The 26213-nt window shown below is 47.9% G+C and carries 7 protein-coding genes and 5 pseudogenes; 6 read left to right on the forward strand and 6 right to left on the reverse strand.

The genetic code is table 11. The features are described from left to right. Positions 1-436: 436 nt before the first annotated feature. Complete coding sequence (locus VL20_RS08065; protein WP_284526043.1) at positions 437-6448, reverse strand: S8 family serine peptidase; 6012 nt, start codon at positions 6446-6448, stop codon at positions 437-439. Between the two features lie 233 nt (positions 6449-6681). On the opposite strand from VL20_RS08065, the pseudogene VL20_RS33650 reads away from it, so the two are divergent. Further along, positions 6682-6861 (forward strand): annotated as a pseudogene (locus VL20_RS33650) (hypothetical protein). Positions 6862-7125: 264 nt separating this feature from the next. After that, positions 7126-7250 (forward strand): annotated as a pseudogene (locus VL20_RS33655) (ISNCY family transposase); the annotation flags it as partial. 942 nt (positions 7251-8192) lie between these two features. On the opposite strand, the gene VL20_RS32390 reads toward VL20_RS33655, so the two are convergent. Beyond that, a complete protein-coding gene (locus VL20_RS32390; RefSeq protein ID WP_052276178.1) occupies positions 8193-14303 on the reverse strand; it encodes a S8 family serine peptidase in 6111 nt (2036 codons plus the stop codon). 482 nt (positions 14304-14785) lie between these two features. Between VL20_RS32390 and VL20_RS33660 the strand changes: the two are divergent. Next, positions 14786-14910 (forward strand): annotated as a pseudogene (locus VL20_RS33660) (ISNCY family transposase); the annotation flags it as partial. A 942-nt stretch (positions 14911-15852) separates the two neighbouring features. Here the strand turns inward: VL20_RS33660 and VL20_RS32395 are convergent. Both VL20_RS32395 and VL20_RS08080 read right to left on the reverse strand, forming a co-directional pair. After that, entirely contained in the window at positions 15853-16980 is a 1128-nt protein-coding gene (locus VL20_RS32395; protein ID WP_284526044.1) for a bluetail domain-containing putative surface protein, read from the reverse strand. Positions 16981-16997: 17 nt separating this feature from the next. After that, positions 16998-20159 carry a S8 family serine peptidase gene (locus tag VL20_RS08080; protein ID WP_128575170.1) on the reverse strand — a complete coding sequence of 1054 codons (3162 nt, stop codon included), beginning with the start codon at positions 20157-20159 and terminating at the stop codon, positions 16998-17000. A 726-nt stretch (positions 20160-20885) separates the two neighbouring features. Here VL20_RS08080 and VL20_RS08085 point away from each other — a divergent pair. Next, the gene (locus tag VL20_RS08085; protein ID WP_052275466.1) at positions 20886-22040 is read left to right on the forward strand and encodes an ISL3 family transposase; all 1155 of its coding nucleotides are present in this window, start codon (positions 20886-20888) and stop codon (positions 22038-22040) included. A gap of 428 nt (positions 22041-22468) precedes the next feature. Here VL20_RS08085 and VL20_RS08090 read toward each other — a convergent pair. Both VL20_RS08090 and VL20_RS08095 read right to left on the reverse strand, forming a co-directional pair. Further along, positions 22469-23544 (reverse strand): annotated as a pseudogene (locus VL20_RS08090) (AI-2E family transporter). A gap of 136 nt (positions 23545-23680) precedes the next feature. Beyond that, positions 23681-24868, reverse strand: a complete 1188-nt coding sequence (locus VL20_RS08095; RefSeq protein WP_052276180.1) for an RNA-guided endonuclease InsQ/TnpB family protein — start codon at positions 24866-24868, stop codon at positions 23681-23683. A gap of 429 nt (positions 24869-25297) precedes the next feature. Between VL20_RS08095 and VL20_RS32400 the strand changes: the two genes are divergently transcribed. Continuing rightward, positions 25298-25615, forward strand: coding sequence for a serine hydrolase (locus tag VL20_RS32400; RefSeq protein ID WP_284526159.1), 318 nt, complete (start codon positions 25298-25300; stop codon positions 25613-25615). Next, positions 25522-26121 (forward strand): annotated as a pseudogene (locus VL20_RS08100) (serine hydrolase domain-containing protein); the annotation flags it as partial. The gene VL20_RS32400 and the pseudogene VL20_RS08100, both read left to right, overlap by 94 nt. Positions 26122-26213 lie beyond the last annotated feature (92 nt).

Consider the following 26213-nt stretch of genomic DNA (forward strand, 5'->3'; position numbering starts at 1 on the left):
ACGAGCGAGCAACTACCATCGGGGAAAACTTGCCTGGCAAAATCCCACATCCGACAAAAAACCCCCGCTAACGGCGGGGGAGATGGCATAGTTTTCCTGTGATGCCTAGTGGGACTTAGGCGTTTTCGGTCAGCAAAAAAGGCTCAAACCATTACGGGACAAAGGGTTAACCTCGATTTATGATTTTCCTTGATCTATCGGGGTTTCAGCGATTTTGGGCTTCTCGAAGTAAATCCCAAGCGGGGATTGGAGTTGAGGCTTTTCTAGATTTGTTTTTTGTCTAAGTCCCATTAGTCCTAAAACCCGGACTGTGAAATCGAATCAGGTTTCAGAAAGCCCGTTGACAAGGGGACTAAGTACCTAACCCCCTTGCCCGGACTTGTGGTCAGATTTAAATGATGACGCACTCTAGTTTAATAACCTATCTGGCGCGATTCTAAGCCGCAAAGATATTGTCCTCCGTTAAGCTAAGACCAGGAGTCAAGGTCGCCAACAGAGTCTGAACCGATGAACCATTACCATCCACATCAAAGAAGAGTTGGCCTGTCGGTTGATTAAAGATAAAGCGATGGCTGGCCGTTGTTGCGACGGTTCCCAAGACAAATTGAGCCGCCGCAATACTTTCACCGGCGATTAATCCGCCACCAAAACCCGCCGCCGAGACTTGGAGCGTATCTTGGAAAACGTTGAAGTCCGTAATCGTATCTTGGCCCTCACTGGCAAGGCTATAGGCAATTACGTCAAAACCGACACCAGAGGTAATTTTGTCGTTACCGACACCACCGACTAGCACCTCACTCGCACTAGAACCAAGGAGGATATCATTGCCCGCTCTTCCACTCAGGGTACGAGTGGTTCCGGCTTCCACCACATCATCGCCCGTTGTGCCCTGTTGATTGATCACGCCGTCATCATTGATGATGGTAGTGACAACCGGGCTAGTAGTACCAATCGTGTAACCACTGCCGCTGGTAATGGTCAAGGAGACTGTTTCATTGGGTTCTTTAACGGTGTCGGCGGTGGGGTTAATGGTTAAGCTGGCGGTACTTGACCCAGCGGCGAAAGTGATGGTAGCTGTGCCTGGGGTTGCGCCGGTGTAGTCGGCAGCATTAGCAGTTCCGGCAACACTGAAGTTGACGGCGAGGGCGCTGGTGGTCGGACCGGAACGGGTAAAGGTATAGATCAGATTGGCTACGCCGTCTTCACTCACCCCGCTATAGTTACTGGCTAATGTCACCACCGGAGTCGCAGTACCCGTATTCAGAATTAACTGCACATCCCCTACAAAACCTCCTGAAAAACCAAAGACGTACTCGCTGTTGTCAATCGTATCCAGAGTTGTCAATAAACCACCCAGGGCAAAGGCTTGACCACTTTTGGCTGTCAAGGCACTGATGGCGGCGCCGTTGAGGTCAATAGTGCTAAACTTGTTATCGTCTGCATTGGTGTAGGTTCGGCTGCCATAAATAGCACCATCTCCCAAGTCAGCATAGATTGCCGTTTTACCGCTTCCCCCCGCCGTTAAGGTGGGTACCGCCGTCGTTACATCGCGTAACTCATAGGTTTCGCTGGGTTGCAGACTATCGTAGTCATAGGTGTTCACCTTCAGTTGAGCGCTGATAATCGGGGCGGTCAACGTCGGCAGATTGAAAGTAAACCAGTTGCGGTAGAGCTTCCCATCAGCAATGTTATTATCTCCTGCAGCGTAATTGGTATTGGTAGGACCGTGGAATCCCGTGCTATCGTACCATCCCGTATCTGCAGCATTCAGGGTAATTGTCCCCCCTGTGTCATTGTCGGCAATGCTTACGGTTGCACTAGAAGATGGTGTGACATTGCCTTGACTTGCTGTAGCAGAGCCGGACTTATTGTCTAAACTGCCGGGGGTATAACCAGAGCCGGCTAAGACGGTTAAGGTAGCAGTTTCGGTGCCTTCTACGAGGGTGTCGTCAATGACATTGAGGTTGACCACTGCCGTGGAAGAACCCGCTAAGAAGGTTACGGTGGTAGGAATGGTCGTGTAATCCTTGCCATTGGTTGCTGTACCACTCATGGCGATGTTCACCGTCAAGGCGCTGGTGGTGGAACCAGTGCGGGTGAGGGTATATTGACCATTGTTGGCGGGTTCGCCAGCCACGGCATCGGTGGCTGCTACTGTCACCACCGGAGTCGCAGTACCCGTATTCAGAATTAACTGCACATCCCCTACAAAACCTTCTGAAAAACCAAAGACGTACTCGCTGTTGTCAATCGTATCCAGAGTTGTCAATAAACCACCCAGGGCAAAGGCTTGACCACTTTTGGCTGTCAAGGCACTGATGGCGGCGCCGTTGAGGTCAATAGTGCTAAACTTGTTATCGTCTGCATTGGTGTAGGTTCGGCTGCCATAAATAGCACCATCTCCCAAGTCAGCATAGATTGCCGTTTTACCGCTTCCCCCCGCCGTTAAGGTGGGTACCGCCGTCGTTACATCGCGTAACTCATAGGTTTCGCTGGGTTGCAGACTATCGTAGTCATAGGTGTTCACCTTCAGTTGAGCGCTGATAATCGGGGCGGTCAATGTGGGCAGATTGAAGGTAAACCAGTTGCGGTAGAGCTTCCCATCAGCAATGTTATTATCTCCCACAAAGTAATTGGTATTGGTAGGACCGTGGAATCCCGTGCTATCGTACCATCCCGTATCTGCAGCATTCAGGGTAATTGTCCCCCCTGTGTCATTGTCGGCAATGCTTACGGTTGCACTAGAAGATGGTGTGACATTGCCTTGACTTGCTGTAGCAGAGCCGGACTTATTGTCTAAACTGCCGGGGGTATAACCAGAGCCGGCTAAGACGGTTAAGGTAGCAGTTTCGGTGCCTTCTACGAGGGTGTCGTCAATGACATTGAGGTTGACCACTGCCGTGGAAGAACCCGCTAAGAAGGTTACGGTGGTAGGAATGGTCGTGTAATCCTTGCCATTGGTTGCTGTACCACTCATGGCGATGTTCACCGTCAAGGCGCTGGTGGTGGAACCAGTGCGGGTGAGGGTATATTGACCATTGTTGGCGGGTTCGCCAGCCACGGCATCGGTGGCTGCTACTGTCACCACCGGAGTCGCAGTACCCGTATTCAGAATTAACTGCACATCCCCTACAAAACCTTCTGAAAAACCAAAGACGTACTCGCTGTTGTCAATCGTATCCAGAGTTGTCAATAAACCACCCAGGGCAAAGGCTTGACCACTTTTGGCTGTCAAGGCACTGATGGCGGCGCCGTTGAGGTCAATAGTGCTAAACTTGTTATCGTCTGCATTGGTGTAGGTTCGGCTGCCATAAATAGCACCATCTCCCAAGTCAGCATAGATTGCCGTTTTACCGCTTCCCCCCGCCGTTAAGGTGGGTACCGCCGTCGTTACATCGCGTAACTCATAGGTTTCGCTGGGTTGCAGACTATCGTAGTCATAGGTGTTCACCTTCAGTTGAGCGCTGATAATCGGGGCGGTCAATGTGGGCAGATTGAAGGTAAACCAGTTGCGGTAGAGCTTCCCATCAGCAATGTTATTATCTCCCACAAAGTAATTGGTATTGGTAGGACCGTGGAATCCCGTGCTATCGTACCATCCCGTATCTGCAGCATTCAGGGTAATTGTCCCCCCTGTGTCATTGTCGGCAATGCTTACGGTTGCACTAGAAGATGGTGTGACATTGCCTTGACTTGCTGTAGCAGAGCCGGACTTATTGTCTAAACTGCCGGGGGTATAACCAGAGCCGGCTAAGACGGTTAAGGTAGCAGTTTCGGTGCCTTCTACGAGGGTGTCGTCAATGACATTGAGGTTGACCACTGCCGTGGAAGAACCCGCTAAGAAGGTTACGGTGGTAGGAATGGTCGTGTAATCCTTGCCATTGGTTGCTGTACCACTCATGGCGATGTTCACCGTCAAGGCGCTGGTGGTGGAACCAGTGCGGGTGAGGGTATATTGACCATTGTTGGCGGGTTCGCCAGCCACGGCATCGGTGGCTGCTACTGTCACCACCGGAGTCGCAGTACCCGTACCAATAAGCAGTGACCAACCACCAGCAATAGTTCCCGCGTCTCCCCCCGCGTCATCCACAACGTAGAGACTCCAGGTTCCATTGGGGTTGATGCCGTTAAAGACCGAGAAGTCCGTACCGTAGGGGCCACCGGGAGCGGGCGCGTTAAAGAAATCACCGGTTTCAAAGTCTGTGGCCTTATAACTGCCACTGGTAATTAGCCCTGAATCAGGCAAGGAGGAGGTGGCCGTCGGATCAAAGGTGAGAGTGACATTATTGACACCACTTGAGCCACCCACATCGGACATTAATAAGGCTTTGGTTCCCGTCGGACCGACCAGTAATACATCAATATCATCGGGCCAAGTATGGCTCAGGTTTGTCAGCGTTACTTTCAGGCTATTAATATTACCGCTCAAGCCTGAAACATTAATAGTGGAAGGATAGGGGGTACTCGTACCACTACTAGGTATAGTAATCGGGTTGGGGTTACTAAAAATCGGTAGGGTTTCTTCGGAAATAATCGTTCCTGTGGCTGTTCCTGGTGAACCGCCAATATAACCGGTTCCACTATTAACCGTGAGAGCCACTGTTTCGTTAGCGATTTCGGCAATAGTGTCAGCAATCGGATCAACCACGACCGTTGCCGTTGTCGCACCAGCAGCAAAATTGACGGTTCCCAGTTTTGTCGTCGGGTTGAAGGTGACAGCACTACCTGTTAATACGTTGTAATCGGCTGGGTCACTTCCCACTGGGGCGGCGTTGGCTATGCCACTCGCCCCGAAGTTAACGGTCAGGGGAGAACTCAGGTTTAAGTTAGTGCGAGTAAAGGTGTAAACTAAGTTAGTCGTCCCGTCTTCCTGCACACTGGCCGGGCTGACACTGACGGTTACGGAAGGTAAGTTAGCCCCCGCCAAGGCGTTAAACACATTGAGCCGCTTACCAGAAACCGTTTTACCGGCAAGGGATGCCAGGGGGTCGCCCGTGTTCATTAAGGCGTTTTTCACCTGTTGGGCTGTCCAGGTAGGATTTTGTGACCACAACAAAGCCGCCGCCCCTGCCACATGGGGACTGGCCATGGATGTCCCTGAAAGGGTCGCGTATCCACCACCAGGAGCTAGACTGTAAATGTCTGAACCAGGCGCACCCAAATCTACGCTGTTTAAGCCATAGTTAGAAAACCACGAGAGATCATCGGTGCGGGTGGTGGAAGCAACACTAACAATGTTGTCAAGGTTGTAGGCAGCGGGATACATGGGATTGATATCTGCGTTAGCCGAACTATTACCAGCCGCCGCAATAAATAAAGCCCCCGCCTGACCCGCCGCGTTAATCGCATCGTAGAGCGCTTGACTATAGCCTCCACCTCCCCAGGAATTATTGGTGAGCTTAACTCCTTTGTCCGTCGCATAGTTAATTGCCAAAATAGCATTGGAGGTAGAGCCTGATCCTTGATCATTCAAAAACTTCAGGGGCATGATTTTGGCATTCCAGGCCACCCCCGTCACGCCGACCCCATTGTTACCTTTGCCAGCAATGGTTCCAGCCACATGGGTTCCGTGACCCTGAACATCACTGGGGTTATTGTCGTTGTAGGCAAAGTCCCAACCGCGAATGTCATCAACGTAGCCATTGCCATCGTTGTCAATGCCGTCGTTGGCAATTTCCCCTGGGTTTGTCCAGATATTACCAGCCAAATCGGGATGATTGTAGTCAACCCCCGTATCAATAACCCCAATCACTAAATTAGGATTGCCGGTTTGAATATCCCAAGCTTCAGGGGCATCAATATCCGCATCGGGAGTACCGCCACTTTGTCCGGTGTTATGCAATCCCCAAAGTTGATTAAAACTGGGGTCATTGGGGAATGTCGCCTTCGGAGTAATTGTGCCTTTTGTCAGTATATAGTCGGGTTCAATGTATTCAAAAATCGGATTGGAGCCATATTGTGCCAGAATCTTCTCCACAGAGAGCGACCCGGATAAATTCCAAATCTCTGACCCCGTTAGTTTAATCGTCTGGGTGCTGACAGCACCAAAGAGAGACCGAAACTGAGCAACTTCGGCACTGGTGATCCCTTGCTTAAACTTGAGAATCAGTTGATTGGGAGCATGGGGGGCAAGGGTGCTAGTTGCTGCCGGTCTTAGCTCTGAGGTGACGGGGGCAGCGGTGGGTACAGAGGCAGGACCAGGCGCTGGACTGGTGGAATAACCAGAAGAGTCAATACTGGGAGAAGCGGGAAAGTCCACTTGACCCGTAGCAGCAGGGGAGACTGGAACCGTAGGAGCCTCCGAGGAGACTGTAGATGGGAAGGGGTTAGAGTTCAGGACTGCTAAGGGAGAAATTTCCCTCGATACAGTTAAATCGTCGGAACCGGTTAAATCAAAGGTGATTGGGGAGGCTCCATCAAAACTCAAAGAATCTTCTAGAGATGACATATCTGTACTAGATAAATTGGAACTTACTTATGTTGTCTTCATCACCAATCACACCCCATTTTCCGAAAATTAATCGGTCAATTACCTGGGGGTGTTGGATTTTTTCTGTTTATGGTTAGGGAAAAGGACTAGCCCAACTTTTCTGCCCTGGGGCTAAATCTCTCATCTAGCAGTAATTATAAATCAACAAGTTAAAAAAATAAGAAAAATTTTTTGGCTCTTCGGTTTGTGTTATGCAATGGACGGGGGATATAAGGGATGGAACCCTTATGTAGAAAAGCATTTGGCCATTTTTGTCAATTGTTTTTGATCTAGAGCGAACTAATCAATTAAATCTCTTACCAGATAAGGATTTAGTCGATTTATGCCCCCATATCGAATCATACCAAGTAACGAAGAACCAATTTTTTTAAATTTATCCAAGAGCCTGATTATTCACCGCAATAAGGACAGTATTATTGAGAATAAGGTAACATAGAAGTATTACTTAGGGTCTGCTGAAAAAGTTTTTCGTGGGTGTGGGGTGCAGGGTTTTAACCATTTTCAGGGGGTCAATTACCTAGTAATGATTTGGTAGTAGTGCCGTAGCCCTCTTGCTTATCCAGCATGAAGTATGTAAAATATTTATTAATAAAAATAATTGGAACCCAATCAGTCTTTAAACCTCTAGCTTGATCATGACTTTTCTGATAAGTATCTTTTTGTGGCTCCTGTCTGGCTTACTCAAATATCAGTTTAGCACAGAACAAAATCCCCCCTTCGCCTGTATTTACTTGTCTGGCGTTGTGGTTCTCCCCATACTAAGTAGGGTTTGCGGCAAAAAGTTTATTGGTGGGGTTAGGAGTCAGGAGTCAGTAGCCGGTCGTCAGGAGTCGGGAGTCGGGAGTCGGGAGGGGAAGTCGGAATAACAGAATGACCTCGCACGTCTGGAAGCGGCTCCCTTCGAGATCGAAGAGCGAAAGTGCAAGGGTTTTGAGTCCCTCGGATCGATTTCCCAACGTTTGTCTCTTGCACTTTTTTGACTAAAAAAGTCCCTAAACCGTTTTCTAGCAAGGCTTACAGTAATATTCAGCCAACCCTAAGTAGGGTCTGCTGAAAAAGTTTTTCGTGGGGGTCGGGTGTGGGGTGTGGGGTGTGGGGTTCTACCAGTTTTGAGGGGGTCAGTTACCTAATTTTCAGGGAAAAAGTCCCGGAATTTTACCCCCGATCACTCCAATGGCTGGCACTTTTTGAGGGAAAAAAGTCTAAAAGTCTTATCCAACAAGGTTTTGAGATTTATTCAGCCAACCCTAAGTAGTCGGACATAAGTTTTCGCTGCTGTATAAAGTTTTGTAAATAGGGTAGAAAGCTGTATGCAGCAGCGAAAACTGCCTATTTTACATTCCTTAACATAGTGTTGTTTATTTAGGGCTTGCTGAATAATGGTAAAACCCTTTTAAAATAAGGCTTTTGACCTGTTAAAGTCCGATGTTCATGCTGCGAAAATCGGATTGGGACTCTCAAAAACCTTGCATTATCCTTCTTATAGTACATAAGTTGGTACGAAAAACAAGGGCAACAAAGCCTGAAACTCCCGACTCCTGACGACCGGCTACTGACTCCTGACTCCTTAACCCCACCAACAAACTTTTTCAGCACACCCCAATTAAGCCCAAAAGAGTTTAATCTCATAGATTCTGAAAGACCCCTAGTGGCAGTAGGAGAAGAGTCTCCTACTGCCGGCAAACTTAAATGATCTCTCAATCTAGATCACTACCACTGGTGTAGCGGCAGCAATGTTGTAACCACTCAGTTGAATGATCGCATCACTAGCGGCTTGGAAACCAGCCACTCCATTATTGAGAGCGATAAAAGTACCACTTTGACCTGTCACTTTAAAAGCCGCCGCCGTGTTAGCAGCAAATTTAGTGGCGGTTAAGACGGCTTGAATAGCGGCTGCGCTTAAATTCGAAGCTGTCCCTTTCGATGCGGTCAAAGTGATGGGCGCAATAGACCCAGGGGCATTAATGCGATCAAGACTAGCACCTGTGCCACTGTAGCCTTGAATAACATCAAAGCCACTGAGCAGCGACTCACCGAGGGAATTGTAGGTCAAAGTATCCAATCCCGTGCTTCCTGTTAGGGTATCTTTGCCAAGACCGCCTGTCAGGTTATCATTACCCGCTCCACCGTTGAGATTGTCGTTACCTGCTCCACCATCGAGGGTGTCGTTGCCTGCTAAACCGCTAAGGGTGTCATTACCTCCCACTCCAGCCAGGGCATCGGCAAGGCTTGTCCCGACCAAGTTGTCATTGCCCGAGTTACCATCATTATCAAGAATGGTGGCCGTAGCCGTGTCGGGTCCACTGATAGTGTAGCCGGCGGGGGCGGTAATTTTGGTGATGATCGTTTCGCTGGGATCACTCAAGAGGTCATCTTTGGTGGGCAGAGTGATGGTAGCTTTGGAGAAACCTGCCGCAAAGGTGGCTTTGCCGGCTCCAGGGTTGGTGTAGTCAACACCTGGAGTGGCTGTACCAGCCAAGGTGTAGTTGACGGTTAAGGCACTGGAGAGGTCGCCGGTGCGGGTCAGGGTAAAGACACTGCTCACTGAACCGGCTTCCTTACCGTCGGTGGTTTTGGCGATTGAGATTGATTTTGTCGGACCCGTATTCAGAATTAACTGCACATCCCCTACAAGACCTTGAGAATAACCAAAGACATATTCCTCATTGCTTAGTGTATCCAGAGTTGTCAATAAACCACCCAGGGCAAAGGCTTGACCGCTCTTGGCTGTCAAGGCGCTGATGGCGGCGGCGTTGAGGTCAATGGTACGAAACTGGTAATCGTCTCCATTGGTGTAGTCCTGGCTGCCATAAATAGCACCATCACCCAAATCGGTATAGATCGCCGTTAAACCGCTTCCCCCCGCTGTTAAGGTAGGTACCGCCGTCGTGACATCCCGTAACTCATAGGTTTCACTTGGTTGCGGACTATTGTAGTCATAGGTGTTCACCTTCAGTTGAGCGCTGATAATCGGGGCGGTCAATGTCGGCAGATTGAAAGTAAACCAGTTGCGGTAGAGGCCATAGTAGTCTCCTACAATGTAATTAGTATTACCAGGATCGTGGTATCCTGTGACATCGTACCATCCCGTATCTGCCGCATCCAGGGTGATTGTGTTCGGAGGCGGCTCATCGTCAGCAATGCTTACAGTTGCACTGGCGGCTAGGTTGCCATTGCCTTGGCCTGCCGGAGAACCGGAAGCGGTAGAAGTGCCTAAACTGCCGGGGGTATAACCAGAGCCAGCTAAGACGGTTAAGGTGGCGGTTTCCGTGCCTTCTGGGAGGGTGTCGTCAATGACATTGAGGTTGACCACTGCGGTGGGGGAACCAGCTAAGAAGGTTACGGTGGTAGGAATGGTCGTGTAATCCTTGCCATTGGTTGCCGTGCCGCTCATGGCGATGTTAACCGTCAAGGCGCTGGCGGTGGAACCGGTGCGGGTGAGGGTATATTGACCATTGTTGGCGGGTTCGCCGGCATTGGCATCGGTGGCTGCTACTGTCACCACCGGAGTCGCGGTACCCGTATTCAGAATTAACTGCACATCCCCTACAAGACCTTGAGAATAACCAAAGACATATTCCTCATTGCTTAGTGTATCCAGAGTTGTCAATAAACCACCCAGGGCAAAGGCTTGACCGCTCTTGGCTGTCAAGGCACTGATGGCGGCGGCGTTGAGGTCAATGGTACGAAACTGGTAATCGTCTCCATTTTCGTAGTTCTGGCTGCCATAAATAGCACCATCACCCAAATCGGTATAGATCGCCGTTAAACCGCTTCCCCCCGCTGTTAAGGTAGGTACCGCCGTCGTGACATCCCGTAACTCATAGGTTTCACTTGGTTGCGGACTATTGTATTCATAGGTGTTCACCTTCAGTTGAGCGCTGATAATCGGGGCGGTCAACGTCGGCAGATTGAAAGTAAACCAGTTGCGGTGAAGTAAACTCAAATCTCCCACAAAATAATTAGTATTACCAGGATCGTGGTATCCTGTGACATCGTACCATCCCGTATCTGCCGCATCCAGGGTGATTGTGTTCGGAGGCGGCTCATCGTCAGCAATGCTTACAGTTGCACTGGCGGCTAGGTTGCCATTACCTTGACTTGCTGTAGCGGAGCCAGACTTATTGCCTAAACTGCCGGGGGTATAACCAGAGCCGGCTAAGACGGTGAGGGTGGCGGTTTCCGTGCCTTCTGGGAGGGTGTCATCAATGACATTGAGGTCAACCGTTGCGGTGGAAAAACCCGATTTAAAAGTTACCGTGGCTGGAATGGCAGTGTAATCCTTGCCATTGGTTGCCGTGCCGCTCATGGCGATGTTAACCGTCAAGGCGCTGGCGGTGTCACCAGTGCGGGTGAGGGTATATTGACCATTGTTGGCGGGTTCGCCGGCATTGGCATCGGTGGCTGCTACTGTCACCACCGGAGTCGGGGTACCCGTATTCAGAATTAACTGCACATCCCCTACAAGACCTTGAGAATAACCAAAGACATATTCCTCATTGCTTAGTGTATCCAGAGTTGTCAATAAACCACCCAGGGCAAAGGCTTGACCGCTCTTGGCTGTCAAGGCGCTGATGGCGGCGGCGTTGAGGTCAATGGTACGAAACTGGTAATCGTCTCCATTTTCGTAGTTCCGGCTGCCATAAATAGCACCATCACCCAAATCGGTATAGATCGCCGTTAAACCGCTTCCCCCCGCTGTTAAGGTAGGTACCGCCGTCGTGACATCCCGTAACTCATAGGTTTCAATTGCATCTTCACTACTAAATTCATAGGTGTTCACCTTCAGTTGAGCGCTGATAATCGGGGCGGTCAATGTCGGCAGATTGAAGGTAAACCAGTTGCGCCAAGAAGAGCCATAGTAGTCTCCCACAACGTAATTAGTATTACCAGGATCGTGGTATCCTGTGACATCGTACCATCCCGTATCTGCCGCATCCAGGGTGATTGTGTTCAGAGGCGGCTCATCGTCAGCAATGCTTACAGTTGCACTGGCGGCTAGGTTGCCATTGCCTTGGCCTGCCGGAGAACCGGAAGCGGTAGAAGTGCCTAAACTGCCGGGGGTATAACCAGAGCCAGCTAAGACGGTTAAGGTGGCGGTTTCCGTGCCTTCTGGGAGGGTGTCGTCAATGACATTGAGGTCAACCGTTGCGGTGGGGGAACCAGCTAAGAAGGTTACGGTGGTAGGAATGGTCGTGTAATCCTTGCCATTGGTTGCCGTGCCGCTCATGGCGATATTAACCGTCAAGTCGCTGGTGGTGTCACCGGTGCGGGTGAGGGTATATTGACCATTGTTGGCGGGTTCGCCGGCATTGGCATCGGTGGCTGCTACTGTGATTACAGGTAAGGTAACACCGCCATCACCATAGATTTTGACATCATCAAGGTTCCACGAACTTACTGTATATACACCACCGCTAGTAACATTGAACCCGAAACGAATTTGAGTTGAGGCACTCTTGTGGGCGCTAATATCAAATTGTTGAGGGGTCCAAGCGTTATCAGTGACACCAGGGGAATCGTCGAAATTGCTGGGCAAAAGATTGACCCAGCTAGAACCGTTGAAGATTTCAACTGTGTTCTGCATATAGGGAGTGTGGTCACTATTGAGCCAACGGGCAAATTCAAAGAACAACTGATTGGCCGTGCTGGTGTTGATAACCGGACTGGTTAAATAATAGAAGTCGTGCAAGGCTGTAGAGGCATTTCCACCAATAACAACCCCAGCTACACCATTATCGGCTGTGGGAGTATTGTCCATTCCGGGATCAGGGTTCCCATAATTTTGACCTGTAGAAGCTGTGGCAGCACCGATTTGCCATTCTGTACCCAGAGTCCAACCCTTGCTGTTATTGGCAAAATCATCCGAGAAGTAGGTGGTAAATCCTTCCTCAGAAATAATAGTTCCCGTTGCTGTACTAGGAGAACCACCAATGTAGCCCGTCCCAGAATTGACGGTTAAAATAACTGATTCGCTGTTTTCCTGTACGGTGTCAGCAATCGGATCAACCACGACCGTTGCCGTTGTCGCACCAGCAGCAAAAGTGACGGTTCCCAGTTTTGTCGTCGGGTTGAAGGTGACAGCACTACCTGTTAATACGTTGTAATCGGCTGGGTCACTTCCCACTGGGGCGGCGTTGGCTATGCCACTCGCCCCGAAGTTAACGGTCAGGGGAGAACTCAGGTTTAAGTTAGTGCGAGTAAAGGTGTAAACTAAGTTAGTCGTCCCGTCTTCCTGCACACTGGCCGGGCTGACACTGACGGTTACGGAAGGTAAGTTAGCCCCCGCCAAGGCGTTAAACACATTGAGCCGCTTACCAGAAACCGTTTTACCGGCAAGGGATGCCAGGGGGTCGCCCGTGTTCATTAAGGCGTTTTTCACCTGTTGGGCTGTCCAGGTAGGATTTTGTGACCACAACAAAGCCGCCGCCCCTGCCACATGGGGACTGGCCATGGATGTCCCTGAAAGGGTCGCGTATCCACCACCAGGAGCTAGACTGTAAATGTCTGAACCAGGCGCACCCAAATCTACGCTGTTTAAGCCATAGTTAGAAAACCACGAGAGATCATCGGTGCGGGTGGTGGAAGCAACACTAACAATGTTGTCAAGGTTGTAGGCAGCGGGATACATGGGATTGATATCTGCGTTAGCCGAACTATTACCAGCCGCCGCAATAAATAAAGCTCCCGCCTGACCCGCCGCGTTAATCGCATCGTAGAGCGCTTGACTATAGCCTCCACCTCCCCAGGAATTATTGGTGAGCTTAACTCCTTTGTCCGTCGCATAGTTAATTGCCAAAATAGCATTGGAGGTAGAGCCTGATCCTTGATCATTCAAAAACTTCAGGGGCATGATTTTGGCATTCCAGGCCACCCCCGTCACGCCGACCCCATTGTTACCTTTGCCAGCAATGGTTCCAGCCACATGGGTTCCGTGACCCTGAACATCACTGGGGTTATTGTCGTTGTAGGCAAAGTCCCAACCGCGAATGTCATCAACGTAGCCATTGCCATCGTTGTCAATGCCGTCGTTGGCAATTTCCCCTGGGTTTGTCCAGATATTACCAGCCAAATCGGGATGATTGTAGTCAACCCCCGTATCAATAACCCCAATCACTAAATTAGGATTGCCGGTTTGAATATCCCAAGCTTCAGGGGCATCAATATCCGCATCGGGAGTACCGCCACTTTGTCCAGTGTTATGCAATCCCCAAAGTTGATTAAAACTGGGGTCATTGGGGAATGTCGCCTTCGGAGTAATTGTGCCGAGCGTCCGAATATAGTCGGGTTCAATGTATTCAAAAATCGGATTGGAGCCATATTGTGCCAGAATCTTCTCCACAGAGAGCGACCCGGATAAATTCCAAATCTCTGCCCCCGTTAGTTTAATCGTCTGGGTGCTGACAGCACCAAAGAGAGACCGAAACTGAGCAACTTCGGCACTGGTGATCCCTTGCTTAAACTTGAGAATCAGTTGATTGGGAGCATGGGGGGCAAGGGTGCTAGTTGCTGCCGGTCTTAGCTCTGAGGTGACGGGGGCAGCGGTGGGTACAGAGGCAGGACCAGGCGCTGGACTGGTGGAATAACCAGAAGAGTCAATACTGGGAGAAGCGGGAAAGTCCACTTGACCCGTAGCAGCAGGGGAGACTGGAACCGTAGGAGCCTCCGAGGAGACTGTAGATGGGAAGGGGTTAGAGTTCAGGACTGCTAAGGGAGAAATTTCCCTCGATACAGTTAAATCGTCGGAACCGGTTAAATCAAAGGTGATTGGGGAGGCTCCATCAAAACTCAAAGAATCTGCTAGAGATGACATATCTGTACTAGATAAATTGGAACTTACTTATGTTGTCTTCATCACCAATCACACCCCATTTTCCGAAAATTAATCGGTCAATTACCTGGGGGTGTTGGATTTTTTCTGTTTATGGTTAGGGAAAAGGACTAGCCCAACTTTTCTGCCCTGGGGCTAAATCTCTCATCTAGCAGTAATTATAAATCAACAAGTTAAAAAAATAAGAAAAATTTTTTTAAATTTATCCAAGAGCCTGATTATTCACCGCAATAAGGACAGTATTATTGAGAATAAGGTAACATAGAAGTATTACTTAGGGTCTGCTGAAAAAGTTTTTCGTGGGTGTGGGGTGCAGGGTTTTAACCATTTTCAGGGGGTCAATTACCTAGTAATGATTTGGTAGTAGTGCCGTAGCCCTCTTGCTTATCCAGCATGAAGTATGTAAAATATTTATTAATAAAAATAATTGGAACCCAATCAGTCTTTAAACCTCTAGCTTGATCATGACTTTTCTGATAAGTATCTTTTTGTGGCTCCTGTCTGGCTTACTCAAATATCAGTTTAGCACAGAACAAAATCCCCCCTTCGCCTGTATTTACTTGTCTGGCGTTGTGGTTCTCCCCATACTAAGTAGGGTTTGCGGCAAAAAGTTTATTGGTGGGGTTAGGAGTCAGGAGTCAGTAGCCGGTCGTCAGGAGTCGGGAGTCGGGAGTCGGGAGGGGAAGTCGGAATAACAGAATGACCTCGCACGTCTGGAAGCGGCTCCCTTCGAGATCGAAGAGCGAAAGTGCAAGGGTTTTGAGTCCCTCGGATCGATTTCCCAACGTTTGTCTCTTGCACTTTTTTGACTAAAAAAGTCCCTAAACCGTTTTCTAGCAAGGCTTACAGTAATATTCAGCCAACCCTAAGTAGGGTCTGCTGAAAAAGTTTTTCGTGGGGGTCGGGTGTGGGGTGTGGGGTGTGGGGTTCTACCAGTTTTGAGGGGGTCAGTTACCTAATTTTCAGGGAAAAAGTCCCGGAATTTTACCCCCGATCACTCCAATGGCTGGCACTTTTTGAGGGAAAAAAGTCTAAAAGTCTTATCCAACAAGGTTTTGAGATTTATTCAGCCAACCCTAAGTAGTCGGACATAAGTTTTCGCTGCTGTATAAAGTTTTGTAAATAGGGTAGAAAGCTGTATGCAGCAGCGAAAACTGCCTATTTTACATTCCTTAACATAGTGTTGTTTATTTAGGGCTTGCTGAATAATGGTAAAACCCTTTTAAAATAAGGCTTTTGACCTGTTAAAGTCCGATGTTCATGCTGCGAAAATCGGATTGGGACTCTCAAAAACCTTGCATTATCCTTCTTATAGTACATAAGTTGGTACGAAAAACAAGGGCAACAAAGCCTGAAACTCCCGACTCCTGACGACCGGCTACTGACTCCTGACTCCTTAACCCCACCAACAAACTTTTTCAGCACACCCCAATTAAGCCCAAAAGAGTTTAATCTCATAGATTCTGAAAGACCCCTAGTGGCAGTAGGAGAAGAGTCTCCTACTGCCGGCAAACTTAAATGATCTCTCAATCTAGATCACTACCACTGGTGTAGCGGCAGCAATGTTGTAACCACTCAGTTGAATGATCGCATCACTAGCGGCTTGGAAACCAGCCACTCCATTATTGAGAGCGATAAAAGTACCACTTTGACCTGTCACTTTAAAAGCCGCCGCCGTGTTAGCAGCAAATTTAGTGGCGGTTAAGACGGCTTGAATAGCGGCTGCGCTTAAATTCGAAGCTGTCCCTTTCGATGCGGTCAAAGTGATGGGCGCAATAGACCCAGGGGCATTAATGCGATCAAGACTAGCACCTGTGCCACTGTAGCCTTGAATAACATCAAAGCCACTGAGCAGCGACTCACCGAGGGAATTGTAGGTCAAAGTATCCAATCCCGTGCTTCCTGTTAGGGTATCTTTGCCAAGACCGCCTGTCAGGTTATCATTACCCGCTCCACCGTTGAGATTGTCGTTACCTGCTCCACCATTGAGGGTGTCATTGCCTGCTAAACCGCTAAGGGTGTCATTACCTCCCACTCCAGCTAGGGCATCGGCAAGGCTTGTCCCGACCAAGTTGTCATTGCCCGAGTTACCATCATTATCAAGAATGGTGGCCGTAGCCGTGTCGGGTCCACTGATAGTGTAGCCGGCGGGGGCGGTAATTTTGGTGATGATCGTTTCGCTGGGATCACTCAAGAGGTCATCTTTGGTGGGCAGAGTGATGGTAGCTTTGGAGAAACCTGCCGCAAAGGTGGCTTTGCCGGCTCCAGGGTTGGTGTAGTCAACACCTGGAGTGGCTGTACCAGCCAAGGTGTAGTTGACGGTTAAGGCACTGGAGAGGTCGCCGGTGCGGGTCAGGGTAAAGACACTGCTCACTGAACCGGCTTCCTTACCGTCGGTGGTTTTGGCGATTGAGATTGATTTTGTCGGACCCGTATTCAGAATTAACTGCACATCCCCTACAAGACCTTGAGAATAACCAAAGACATATTCCTCATTGCTTAGTGTATCCAGAGTTGTCAATAAACCACCCAGGGCAAAGGCTTGACCGCTCTTGGCTGTCAAGGCGCTGATGGCGGCGGCGTTGAGGTCAATGGTACGAAACTGGTAATCGTCTCCATTGGTGTAGTCCTGGCTGCCATAAATAGCACCATCACCCAAATCGGTATAGATCGCCGTTAAACCGCTTCCCCCGCTGTTAAGGTAGGTACCGCCGTCGTGACATCCCGTAACTCATAGGTTTCACTTGGTTGCGGACTATTGTAGTCATAGGTGTTCACCTTCAGTTGAGCGCTGATAATCGGGGCGGTCAATGTCGGCAGATTGAAAGTAAACCAGTTGCGGTAGAGGCCATAGTAGTCTCCTACAATGTAATTAGTATTACCAGGATCGTGGTATCCTGTGACATCGTACCATCCCGTATCTGCCGCATCCAGGGTGATTGTGTTCGGAGGCGGCTCATCGTCAGCAATGCTTACAGTTGCACTGGCGGCTAGGTTGCCATTGCCTTGGCCTGCCGGAGAACCGGAAGCGGTAGAAGTGCCTAAACTGCCGGGGGTATAACCAGAGCCAGCTAAGACGGTTAAGGTGGCGGTTTCCGTGCCTTCTGGGAGGGTGTCGTCAATGACATTGAGGTTGACCACTGCGGTGGGGGAACCAGCTAAGAAGGTTACGGTGGTAGGAATGGTCGTGTAATCCTTGCCATTGGTTGCCGTGCCGCTCATGGCGATGTTAACCGTCAAGGCGCTGGCGGTGGAACCGGTGCGGGTGAGGGTATATTGACCATTGTTGGCGGGTTCGCCGGCATTGGCATCGGTGGCTGCTACTGTCACCACCGGAGTCGCGGTACCCGTATTCAGAATTAACTGCACATCCCCTACAAGACCTTGAGAATAACCAAAGACATATTCCTCATTGCTTAGTGTATCCAGAGTTGTCAATAAACCACCCAGGGCAAAGGCTTGACCGCTCTTGGCTGTCAAGGCACTGATGGCGGCGGCGTTGAGGTCAATGGTACGAATCAGGTTATCGTCTCCATTGGTGTAGTCCTGGCTGCCATAAATAGCACCATCACCCAAATCGGTATAGATCGCCGTTAAACCGCTTCCCCCCGCTGTTAAGGTAGGTACCGCCGTCGTGACATCCCGTAACTCATAGGTTTCACTTGGTTGCGGACTATTGTAGTCATAGGTGTTCACCTTCAGTTGAGCGCTGATAATCGGGGCGGTCAATGTCGGCAGATTGAAAGTAAACCAGTTGCGGTAGAGGCCATAGTAGTCTCCTACAATGTAATTAGTATTACCAGGATCGTGGTATCCTGTGACATCGTACCATCCCGTATCTGCCGCATCCAGGGTGATTGTGTTCAGAGGCGGCTCATCGTCAGCAATGCTTACAGTTGCACTGGCGGCTAGGTTGCCATTACCTTGACTTGCTGTAGCGGAGCCAGACTTATTGCCTAAACTGCCGGGGGTATAACCAGAGCCGGCTAAGACGGTGAGGGTGGCGGTTTCCGTGCCTTCTTGGAGGGTGTCATCAATGACATTGAGGTCAACCGTTGCGGTGGAAAAACCCGATTTAAAAGTTACCGTGGCTGGAATGGCAGTGTAATCCTTGCCATTGGTTGCCGTGCCGCTCATGGCGATGTTAACCGTCAAGGCGCTGGCGGTGGAACCGGTGCGGGTGAGGGTATATTGACCATTGTTGGCGGGTTCGCCGGCATTGGCATCATTCGCTACTACTGTCACCACCGGGGGAGCAGTACCGCCCAAAGCATTAAAAACATTGAGCCGCTTACCAGAAACCGTTTTCCCGGCAAGGGATGCCAGGGGGTCGCCCGTGTTCATTAAAGTGTTTTTCACCTGTTGGGCTGTCCAGGTAGGATTTTGTGACCACAACAAAGCCGCCGCCCCGGTGACATGGGGACTGGCCATGGATGTCCCTGAATAGGTGGCATAGGTATTGCCTGGAGTGGTGCTGTAAATCTCTGAACCAGGTGCGCCTAAATCTACGCTGGTTAAGCCATAGTTGGAAAACCACGAGAGGGAATCGGTGCGGGTGGTGGAAGCAACGGAAATAATGTTAGCGAGGTCGTAACTGGAGGGATAATGCGGGGAAACATCAGTATTCAAGGCATCATTACCAGCCGCCGCAATAAATAAAGCCCCCGCCTGACCCGCCGCGTTAATCGCATTATAGAGCGCTTGACTATAGCCTCCACCTCCCCAGGAATTATTGGTGAGCTTAACTCCTTTGGCCGTCGCATAGTTAATTGCCAAGATGGCATTGGAGGTAGAGCCATATCCTTGATCATCCAAAAACTTCAGCGGCATGATTTTGGCATTCCAGGCCACCCCTGTCACACCGACCCCATTATTTCCTTTGCCAGCAATGGTTCCCGAAACATGGGTTCCGTGACCATAAACATCACTGGGGTTATTGTCGTTGTAGGCAAAGTCCCAACCGCGAATGTCGTCAACGTAGCCATTGCCATCGTTGTCAATGCCGTCGTTGGGAATTTCCCCTGGGTTTGTCCAGATATTGCCAACTAGGTCTTGGTGATTGTAGTCAACCCCTGTATCAATAACCCCAATCACTAAATTAGGATTGCCTTTTTGAATATCCCAAGCTTCAGGGGCATCAATATCCGCATCGGGAGTACCGCCACTTTGTCCAGTGTTATGCAATCCCCAAAGTTGATTAAAACTGGGGTCATTGGGGAATGTCGCCTTCGGAGTAATTGTGCCGAGCGTCCGAATATAGTCGGGTTCAATGTATTCAAAAATCGGATTGGAGCCATATTGTGCCAGAATCTTCTCCACAGAGAGCGACCCCGATAACTTCCAAATCTCTGCCCCCGTTAGCTTAATCGTCTGGGTGCTGACAGCACCAAAGAGGGACTTAAACTGAGCCACTTCGGCGCTGGTGATCCCCTTCTTGAACTTGAGAATCAGTTGATTGGGAGCATAAGGGGCAAGGGTGCTAGTTGCTGCCGGTTCTAGCTCTGAGGTGACGGGGGCGGCAGTGGGTACAGAGGCAAGACTCGACGCTGGACTGGTGGGATAACCAGAAGAGTTAATACTAAGAGAAGCGGGAAAGACCACTTGACTCGTAGCAGCAGGGGAGACTGGAACCGTAGGAGCCTCAGAGGAGACTGTAGATGGGGAGGGGTTAGAGTTCAGGACTCCTAAGGCGGGGGGAAGGGTTTCAATCGATACACTTAAATCGCCAGAATCTGTTAAATCAGCCGTGATTGGGAAGGATTGCTCAAAACCCAAAGCATCGTTTAAGGACGGCACATCTATACTTGATGAATCAGAACTTACTTGTGTTGTCTTCATGACTTTACCTACCTAATTGTCCGAAAATTAATCGGTCAATTACTTAAGTTTGTTGAATTCTTTCTGTTTATGGTTAGGGAAAAAGACCAGCCCAACCTTTCTGCCTTAGGGCTAAATCTCTCATCTACTTATGATTATAAATAGATAAGTTTAACAAAAAAATAAATTTTTTCTTAAATTAATTTATCCAAGAGCCTGATTAGTCACAGCAATAATAACAGCATTATTGAGAATTAAAAAACCTAGAGGTATTAAGCTGCCCGTGCATTTAAATTACTTGTTGAGACGCAGTTAAAATTCGTTGCGTAAATGCGTCCTAGCTTACTAGGTCAGGGTTTCTCAATCAACAGAGGAAATACTAAGACTATTTTTCAAAAACTGTAGCCCAATTATAGAAAAGATAATTAAGTGTATAAATCGGCTCTTATTGTTTCTTTGTGTAAGGGAGAAGAATAGAAATAATTCTCAAAAACATTGTCTTTAAAGCCTTGCCTAGCAAGACTTATATAAATAATAACTACTAATAAATATACCAAGTTTGTCAGAGGTAATAAATGGGTAATATTTGGGAATAAAAAATAATTTTTGTTCAAAAATTGGCAAAATTTTTTATAGTTTTTAAACTAATTTACGAATTAAATTTTTTAAATATAAATCAATAATTTTCGGCTCTTCTAGGTTCTGTGTGAGCATGGTATAATAGTAACACAGAACAGGAGGTGGGTTATGTGGATAAATTTTGATCAACTCCTCGATTTACCAAATGTAACAGTGGTCAATTATCAAAAAATTGCTCAGACAATTTTCCTAAAGCTTGCTCTTTTAAATGAAACAATTGAATGTCCGAATTGCCATCAAACCTTAGACAGAATCAATCAGACAGAGTATAATCTAGTCAGAGACTTGTCAATATTAGGTAATCCAGTATATTTAGAAGTACCACGCCGTCAGTTTCATTGTCAAAAGTGCCAAAAGTATATCAGCGAAAGACTGAGTTTTATGAGATTAAGACAGCATCATACAATTCGCTATGAATCGATGATTTATGAGAGAGTAAAAAATTGTAGCATCGAAGAAATAAGTCGAGAAGAAGGGTTAGGATGGTCAGAAGTTGAGTTAATATTTAATCACTGTGCTAAAGAACTAGAAAAGGAAGAGTGGGAAGCACCAGAACGAATAAGCTTAGATGAATTTAGTAACTTAAAAGGACATAAAGATTTCATCACAACGGTCGTAGATATGGACAAGAAAATTTTACTAGATGTGATTAAAGGACATAAGCAAGAAGAATTAATGGAAGCCTTAAAAGCACAGCCAGACGCAGTTCGGGAGAAAGTGAAAGAAGTGAGCGTCGATATGTGGTCAGGATTTACAGCAGTGATCAAGGAATTATTTCCCAATGCTAAAATCATCTATGACCGTTTTCATGTAATGGCTATCATCAATGACGAGCTTAATAAATTGAGAAAGTTAATGGGGGTGCATGAAAAAGGATTACCTCATTTATTATGGAAGAATAAAGAGGACTTAAAGGACGAGCAAAAACAACAACTAGAAGTTATTCTGAAAGAACATCCATGCTTAGGAATAGCCTGGGAAATGAAAGAAGAAATTAGACAAATTTATCAAAGTAGTAGAACGTTCAGAGGTGCTGAGAGAAAATTGGAAAAATGGATAAGAATAGGCGGGATATTATATGAAAGTAGTGCCAGGATGATCCAGAAGCATTTGCCAGGTATTTGTAATTACTTTGAAAATCAGACAACCAACGGATTAATTGAGGGAATGAATACCAAAATAAAGCTTATTAAAAGAATGAGTTATGGATTTACCAATTTTGAACATCTTCGACTTAAGCTGTTTGCTTGCTTTAATTCATAACAAAAATTAACACACGAAAACCAGAAGAGCCTAATTTTCCTTTAGTTTTCTAGTAATTACCAGCCAAATATACACCTTTATCTTCTTACAATAAACCAGCCACAACATTCAAATCAATACCTATTGCTTAAATTGAACATTCTCCTCACCTCAGTCCGGTTAATTTTTGCTTTAACGTTTTCTGCGGTTTGATTGCTTACTGTCACTAACCGAAGAAATCTTACCTTTAGATGAGCCTACTTTTACCTCAATCTGCTTAAACCGAACTCAGGTTAAATTAATCTTTTTTTCCTAATACCATTTTTCTTTATTTGCGTCACAACGAATGCAGGCTTGGCAAGCATTCGAGCGTGGATGTCTGTCATGGATTTAGAAATTTGGTATAAGTTCCCTGGAAAGATTAAGGTAAAAATTAGATCTATCGGCCTTTAGATTGACTGATCATGGCTATTTGCCACTGGTTCAGAGCTATCCTCGCCAATCCAAGCTCTGACTAACTCGTAGCAGAGACCGAGCAGAACTGGCCCGACGAACAAACCAATAATCCCATAGGCGATCACTCCCCGAACACCCCTAGCAGAATCACCACCATGGGAATGGGCAGACCGCGCCCCATTAAGATCGGTTTGAGGAAATTATCCACCAAGGTGGCGGGAATCATCCAGAGGGTAAACAAGAGGGCGATGGAATTGGGTAATGTTACCCAAGCGTGAATGATCGCCCCCAAGACAATCAAACCGGGGCCAATTTGGAGAATGCCCAAAATTAGGGTGAGGAAAGTTAATAAACCGGCCGCAGGCGTTCCCACCGTGACTAAACCGATGCCGATCAAAAGACTCTGGATAATGGCAACGCCAATAATACCGCGGCTAACATTGCGGACGGTGGAGGCGGTCAGACTGGCCAGCGCGATGCCTCGACCTGGGGCAATCTTTTCCGCTAACCGGTTCATCAGGTGAGTCAGATTTTTAGCGGAGAGGGTGAGGGCTGCCGCAATCACAATTGAGACGATAAATTTCAGCACCGTCAGACCAGTACTGGTGGCTAGGGAAAGGGAAATTTTCCCCAGTTCTTTTAATTGTGGCTCGAAGCGTTGAAAAAATTGACCCGTGTTATCCGATGCCTGCTGCCAGAGACTCGCAATCCTTTCGCCGATTAGCGGCCAGGTGGCCACATCGGTGGGGGGAGGGGGAATCACCGCCGCACCAGTATCGATATATTCGGCCAGCGTTCGCAGATTACCGGCCAGAACCGCTGCGATGGCACTCACCGGACCGATAATGATCCCTAGACAAATTAGGGTGAGGAGAACTGCGGCCAGTTTCGCTCGGCCAGCGAGTAACTTTTTTAACCAGAGAAAGAGCGGATACCAAGCGATCGCCAGAATTGCTCCCCAGAGGATCATGGTTAGGAAGGGACGCAGCAGGGTAAAACCAGCAAATAACAACAGGCCGAGAAAGAACAGCCGGATGACGAGATCGATAATTTTAGCGTCATTTTTCATCAATAGCGATCGCCTTTTGGCTAGATGAGGACATTGCTGCAATTATGGCAGTTTTTCGTTATATATTTGGCTACAGTGGATCAGTCTTGATACCTTGACATCCTCACCGCCGTAAACGGACGGTGATTCCCAAACCTCACGATTTGGGTTTCTGCTTCTTTCCCTTGCGGGGTTCCGCACCTGCCTTAACAGATTTACTCTGTTCTGGTCTTATGGTCGCTCTACAGACTGACACCGCAAGCCCTGCGGCCAAAATGTTTTTACTAGCGTTAACATCTCGGTCATGGTGAGTCCCGCAGTCTGGACAATCCCACTCTCGAATATTTAACGGCATTTTTTCAGCAATATACCCGCAATTACTACACCTTTTAGAGCTAGGAAACCATCTATCTATTTCGATGTAATTTCTCCCATACCAACGGCATTTATAGGCTAATTGTCTAGTGATTTCTCCCCAGCTTACATCACATATTGCCTGAGATAATTTCGGGTTTTTGACCAGATTCTTGACGGCTAAATTCTCAACCACAATCGTTTGGTTTTCACGAACTAATTGAGTGGTTAGCTTATGTAAATGGTCTTTTCTGCTATCGGTGATTTGAGCGTGAATCCTTGCTACTTTGATTCTTGCCTTTTCCCGATTTTTTGACCCTTTCTGTTTTCTAGAAAGACTTTTCGATGCTCTTCGCAGTCTCCGATAATGCTTTTTAAAATGCTTGGGATTAGATACTTTGTCACCATCGCTGGTAATCACAAGGCTACTAATTCCTAAGTCAATTCCAATGGCTTTATCTGTTACTGGTAAAGGCTTAATCGTTGGGTCATCAAATCTAATTGAGATATGCCAACGTCCAGAAGGATGTAATCTGACTGTTACTGTGCTTGGTTCACAGCTTTCTGGGATTTGTCTTGACCATCGAATAGGTAAGGGTTCTGTGCATTTAGCTAAATAGATTTGTTTGTCTTTGAACTTAAAAGCAGATTTGGTAAATTCGGCACTTCCTCCTTGATGTTTTTTCTTAAAGCTAGGATACTTAGTACGACCAGCAAAGAAATTAGTGAAAGCTGTTTGTAAATGTCTTAACCCTTGTTGTAAAGGTACACAGCTAACTTCGTTTAAAAACTCTAATTCTTCTTGTTTTTTCCAATCGGTTAGCATTGAAGAAGTTTCAGTATATCCTACTCTTTCTTGTCTTTCGTACCATGCTTGTGTTCGTTCGTGGAGAGCTTTGTTGTAAACTAATCTTACACAGCCCAAAGTGCGCCGCAATAGCGACTCTTGTTCGGGTGTGGGGTAAAATCGAAACGAGTAGGCTTTTTCCATACCTCACGTTTTAGCATATATTTCGTAAACGATGCTCATATTTAACAGTAAAGCCGTCGTAGAACGACGGCTTTACGTTAGAATTAAAAGGCCAGTCTCGAAAACCAAGTGGACGGCGCAGCACCTTGAAAACTCGGCTTAGGGGGTTCCGACCAGAAAAGCTTGGCCGGGTAAAAAGTCGCGCGCAACAAGTACAAGAAGCTATAGGCGGTCAACGTACCGTGGGACACAAGGAATCGGGCTTCTGAAATGGGGCGAAAGTCTGTGGACTCTGTGTAAGACAGTACATGGTTTTTTAACTGTGGTATGCGACGGTGGTGGAAGCAGAAACTTAAATCGTGAGGTTTAGGAATCGCCGCACTTTTAGGGCGGCGAGGATGTCAAGGGGCCATGTCCCTAACTAAATCCTTTGTGGGATTATTGGGAGAAATGTTAGTGGCCGAAAATAAATTAGAGGAAAATAAACTGGTTAGGGATTATATTCCCGAACTGACGAAAAGCGGCTTTGGCGATGCCACGGTGCGTCAAGTTCTCGATATGACCACGGCCCTAGATTATAGTGAAGATTATGCCGATCCAAGGCGGGGGTCTGGCAACACGCGGCCGCCTGGAATCCTTTACCGAAACCAGAAGGTTATACTGGCCCCAGCACTTATTTTCAATTCCTGCAAACTGTCCAAAAAAAAGGAGAACACGGTCAGAGTTTTGGCTATAAAACTATTAATACTGATGTTCTTGGTTGGTTAATTGCTAGAGTCACGGGGCAACCACTGACGGAAGTTCTCTCGGAAAAAATTTGGAGTCAAATCGGTGCCGATATTGATGCTTACTTTACCGTAGATTCGATCGGGACTCCCTTCGCCGGTGGCGGCTTAAATGCGGGTTTAAGAGACCTGGCGCGCTTCGGCCAAATGATCCTCGACGAGGGCAAGGTTGGCGATCGCCAAGTAGTGCCGCCAGAAGTCATCCGCAAGATTGGCAAGGGGGGAGATCCACAGGTATTTGCGAGAGCGTCATACTCGGCCTTGAAGGGATGGAGTTATCGCAGTATGTGGTGGATTACTCACAACGAGAATGGTGCTTTTATGGCGCGGGGAGTTCACGGTCAATCCCTCTACATCGATCCCCGTGCAGATATGGTAATCGCTCGTTTTGCTTCCTATCCCGTAGCAGGTAATGCGGCCAACGACCCTACCACTCTACCAGCTTACCAAGCTGTGGCAGATTATCTGATCAAGCTCGATCGGCCTTAGGGTAAGCTAAGACGCATTTTGATTCGCTAGTAGTGGTGAGCCGTCTTGTTTATCCAGTTAGGATTGTGTAAAGTATTTCCTAATCAAAATAA

This window comes from Microcystis panniformis FACHB-1757 (assembly GCF_001264245.1).
GTDB lineage: Bacteria > Cyanobacteriota > Cyanobacteriia > Cyanobacteriales > Microcystaceae > Microcystis > Microcystis panniformis.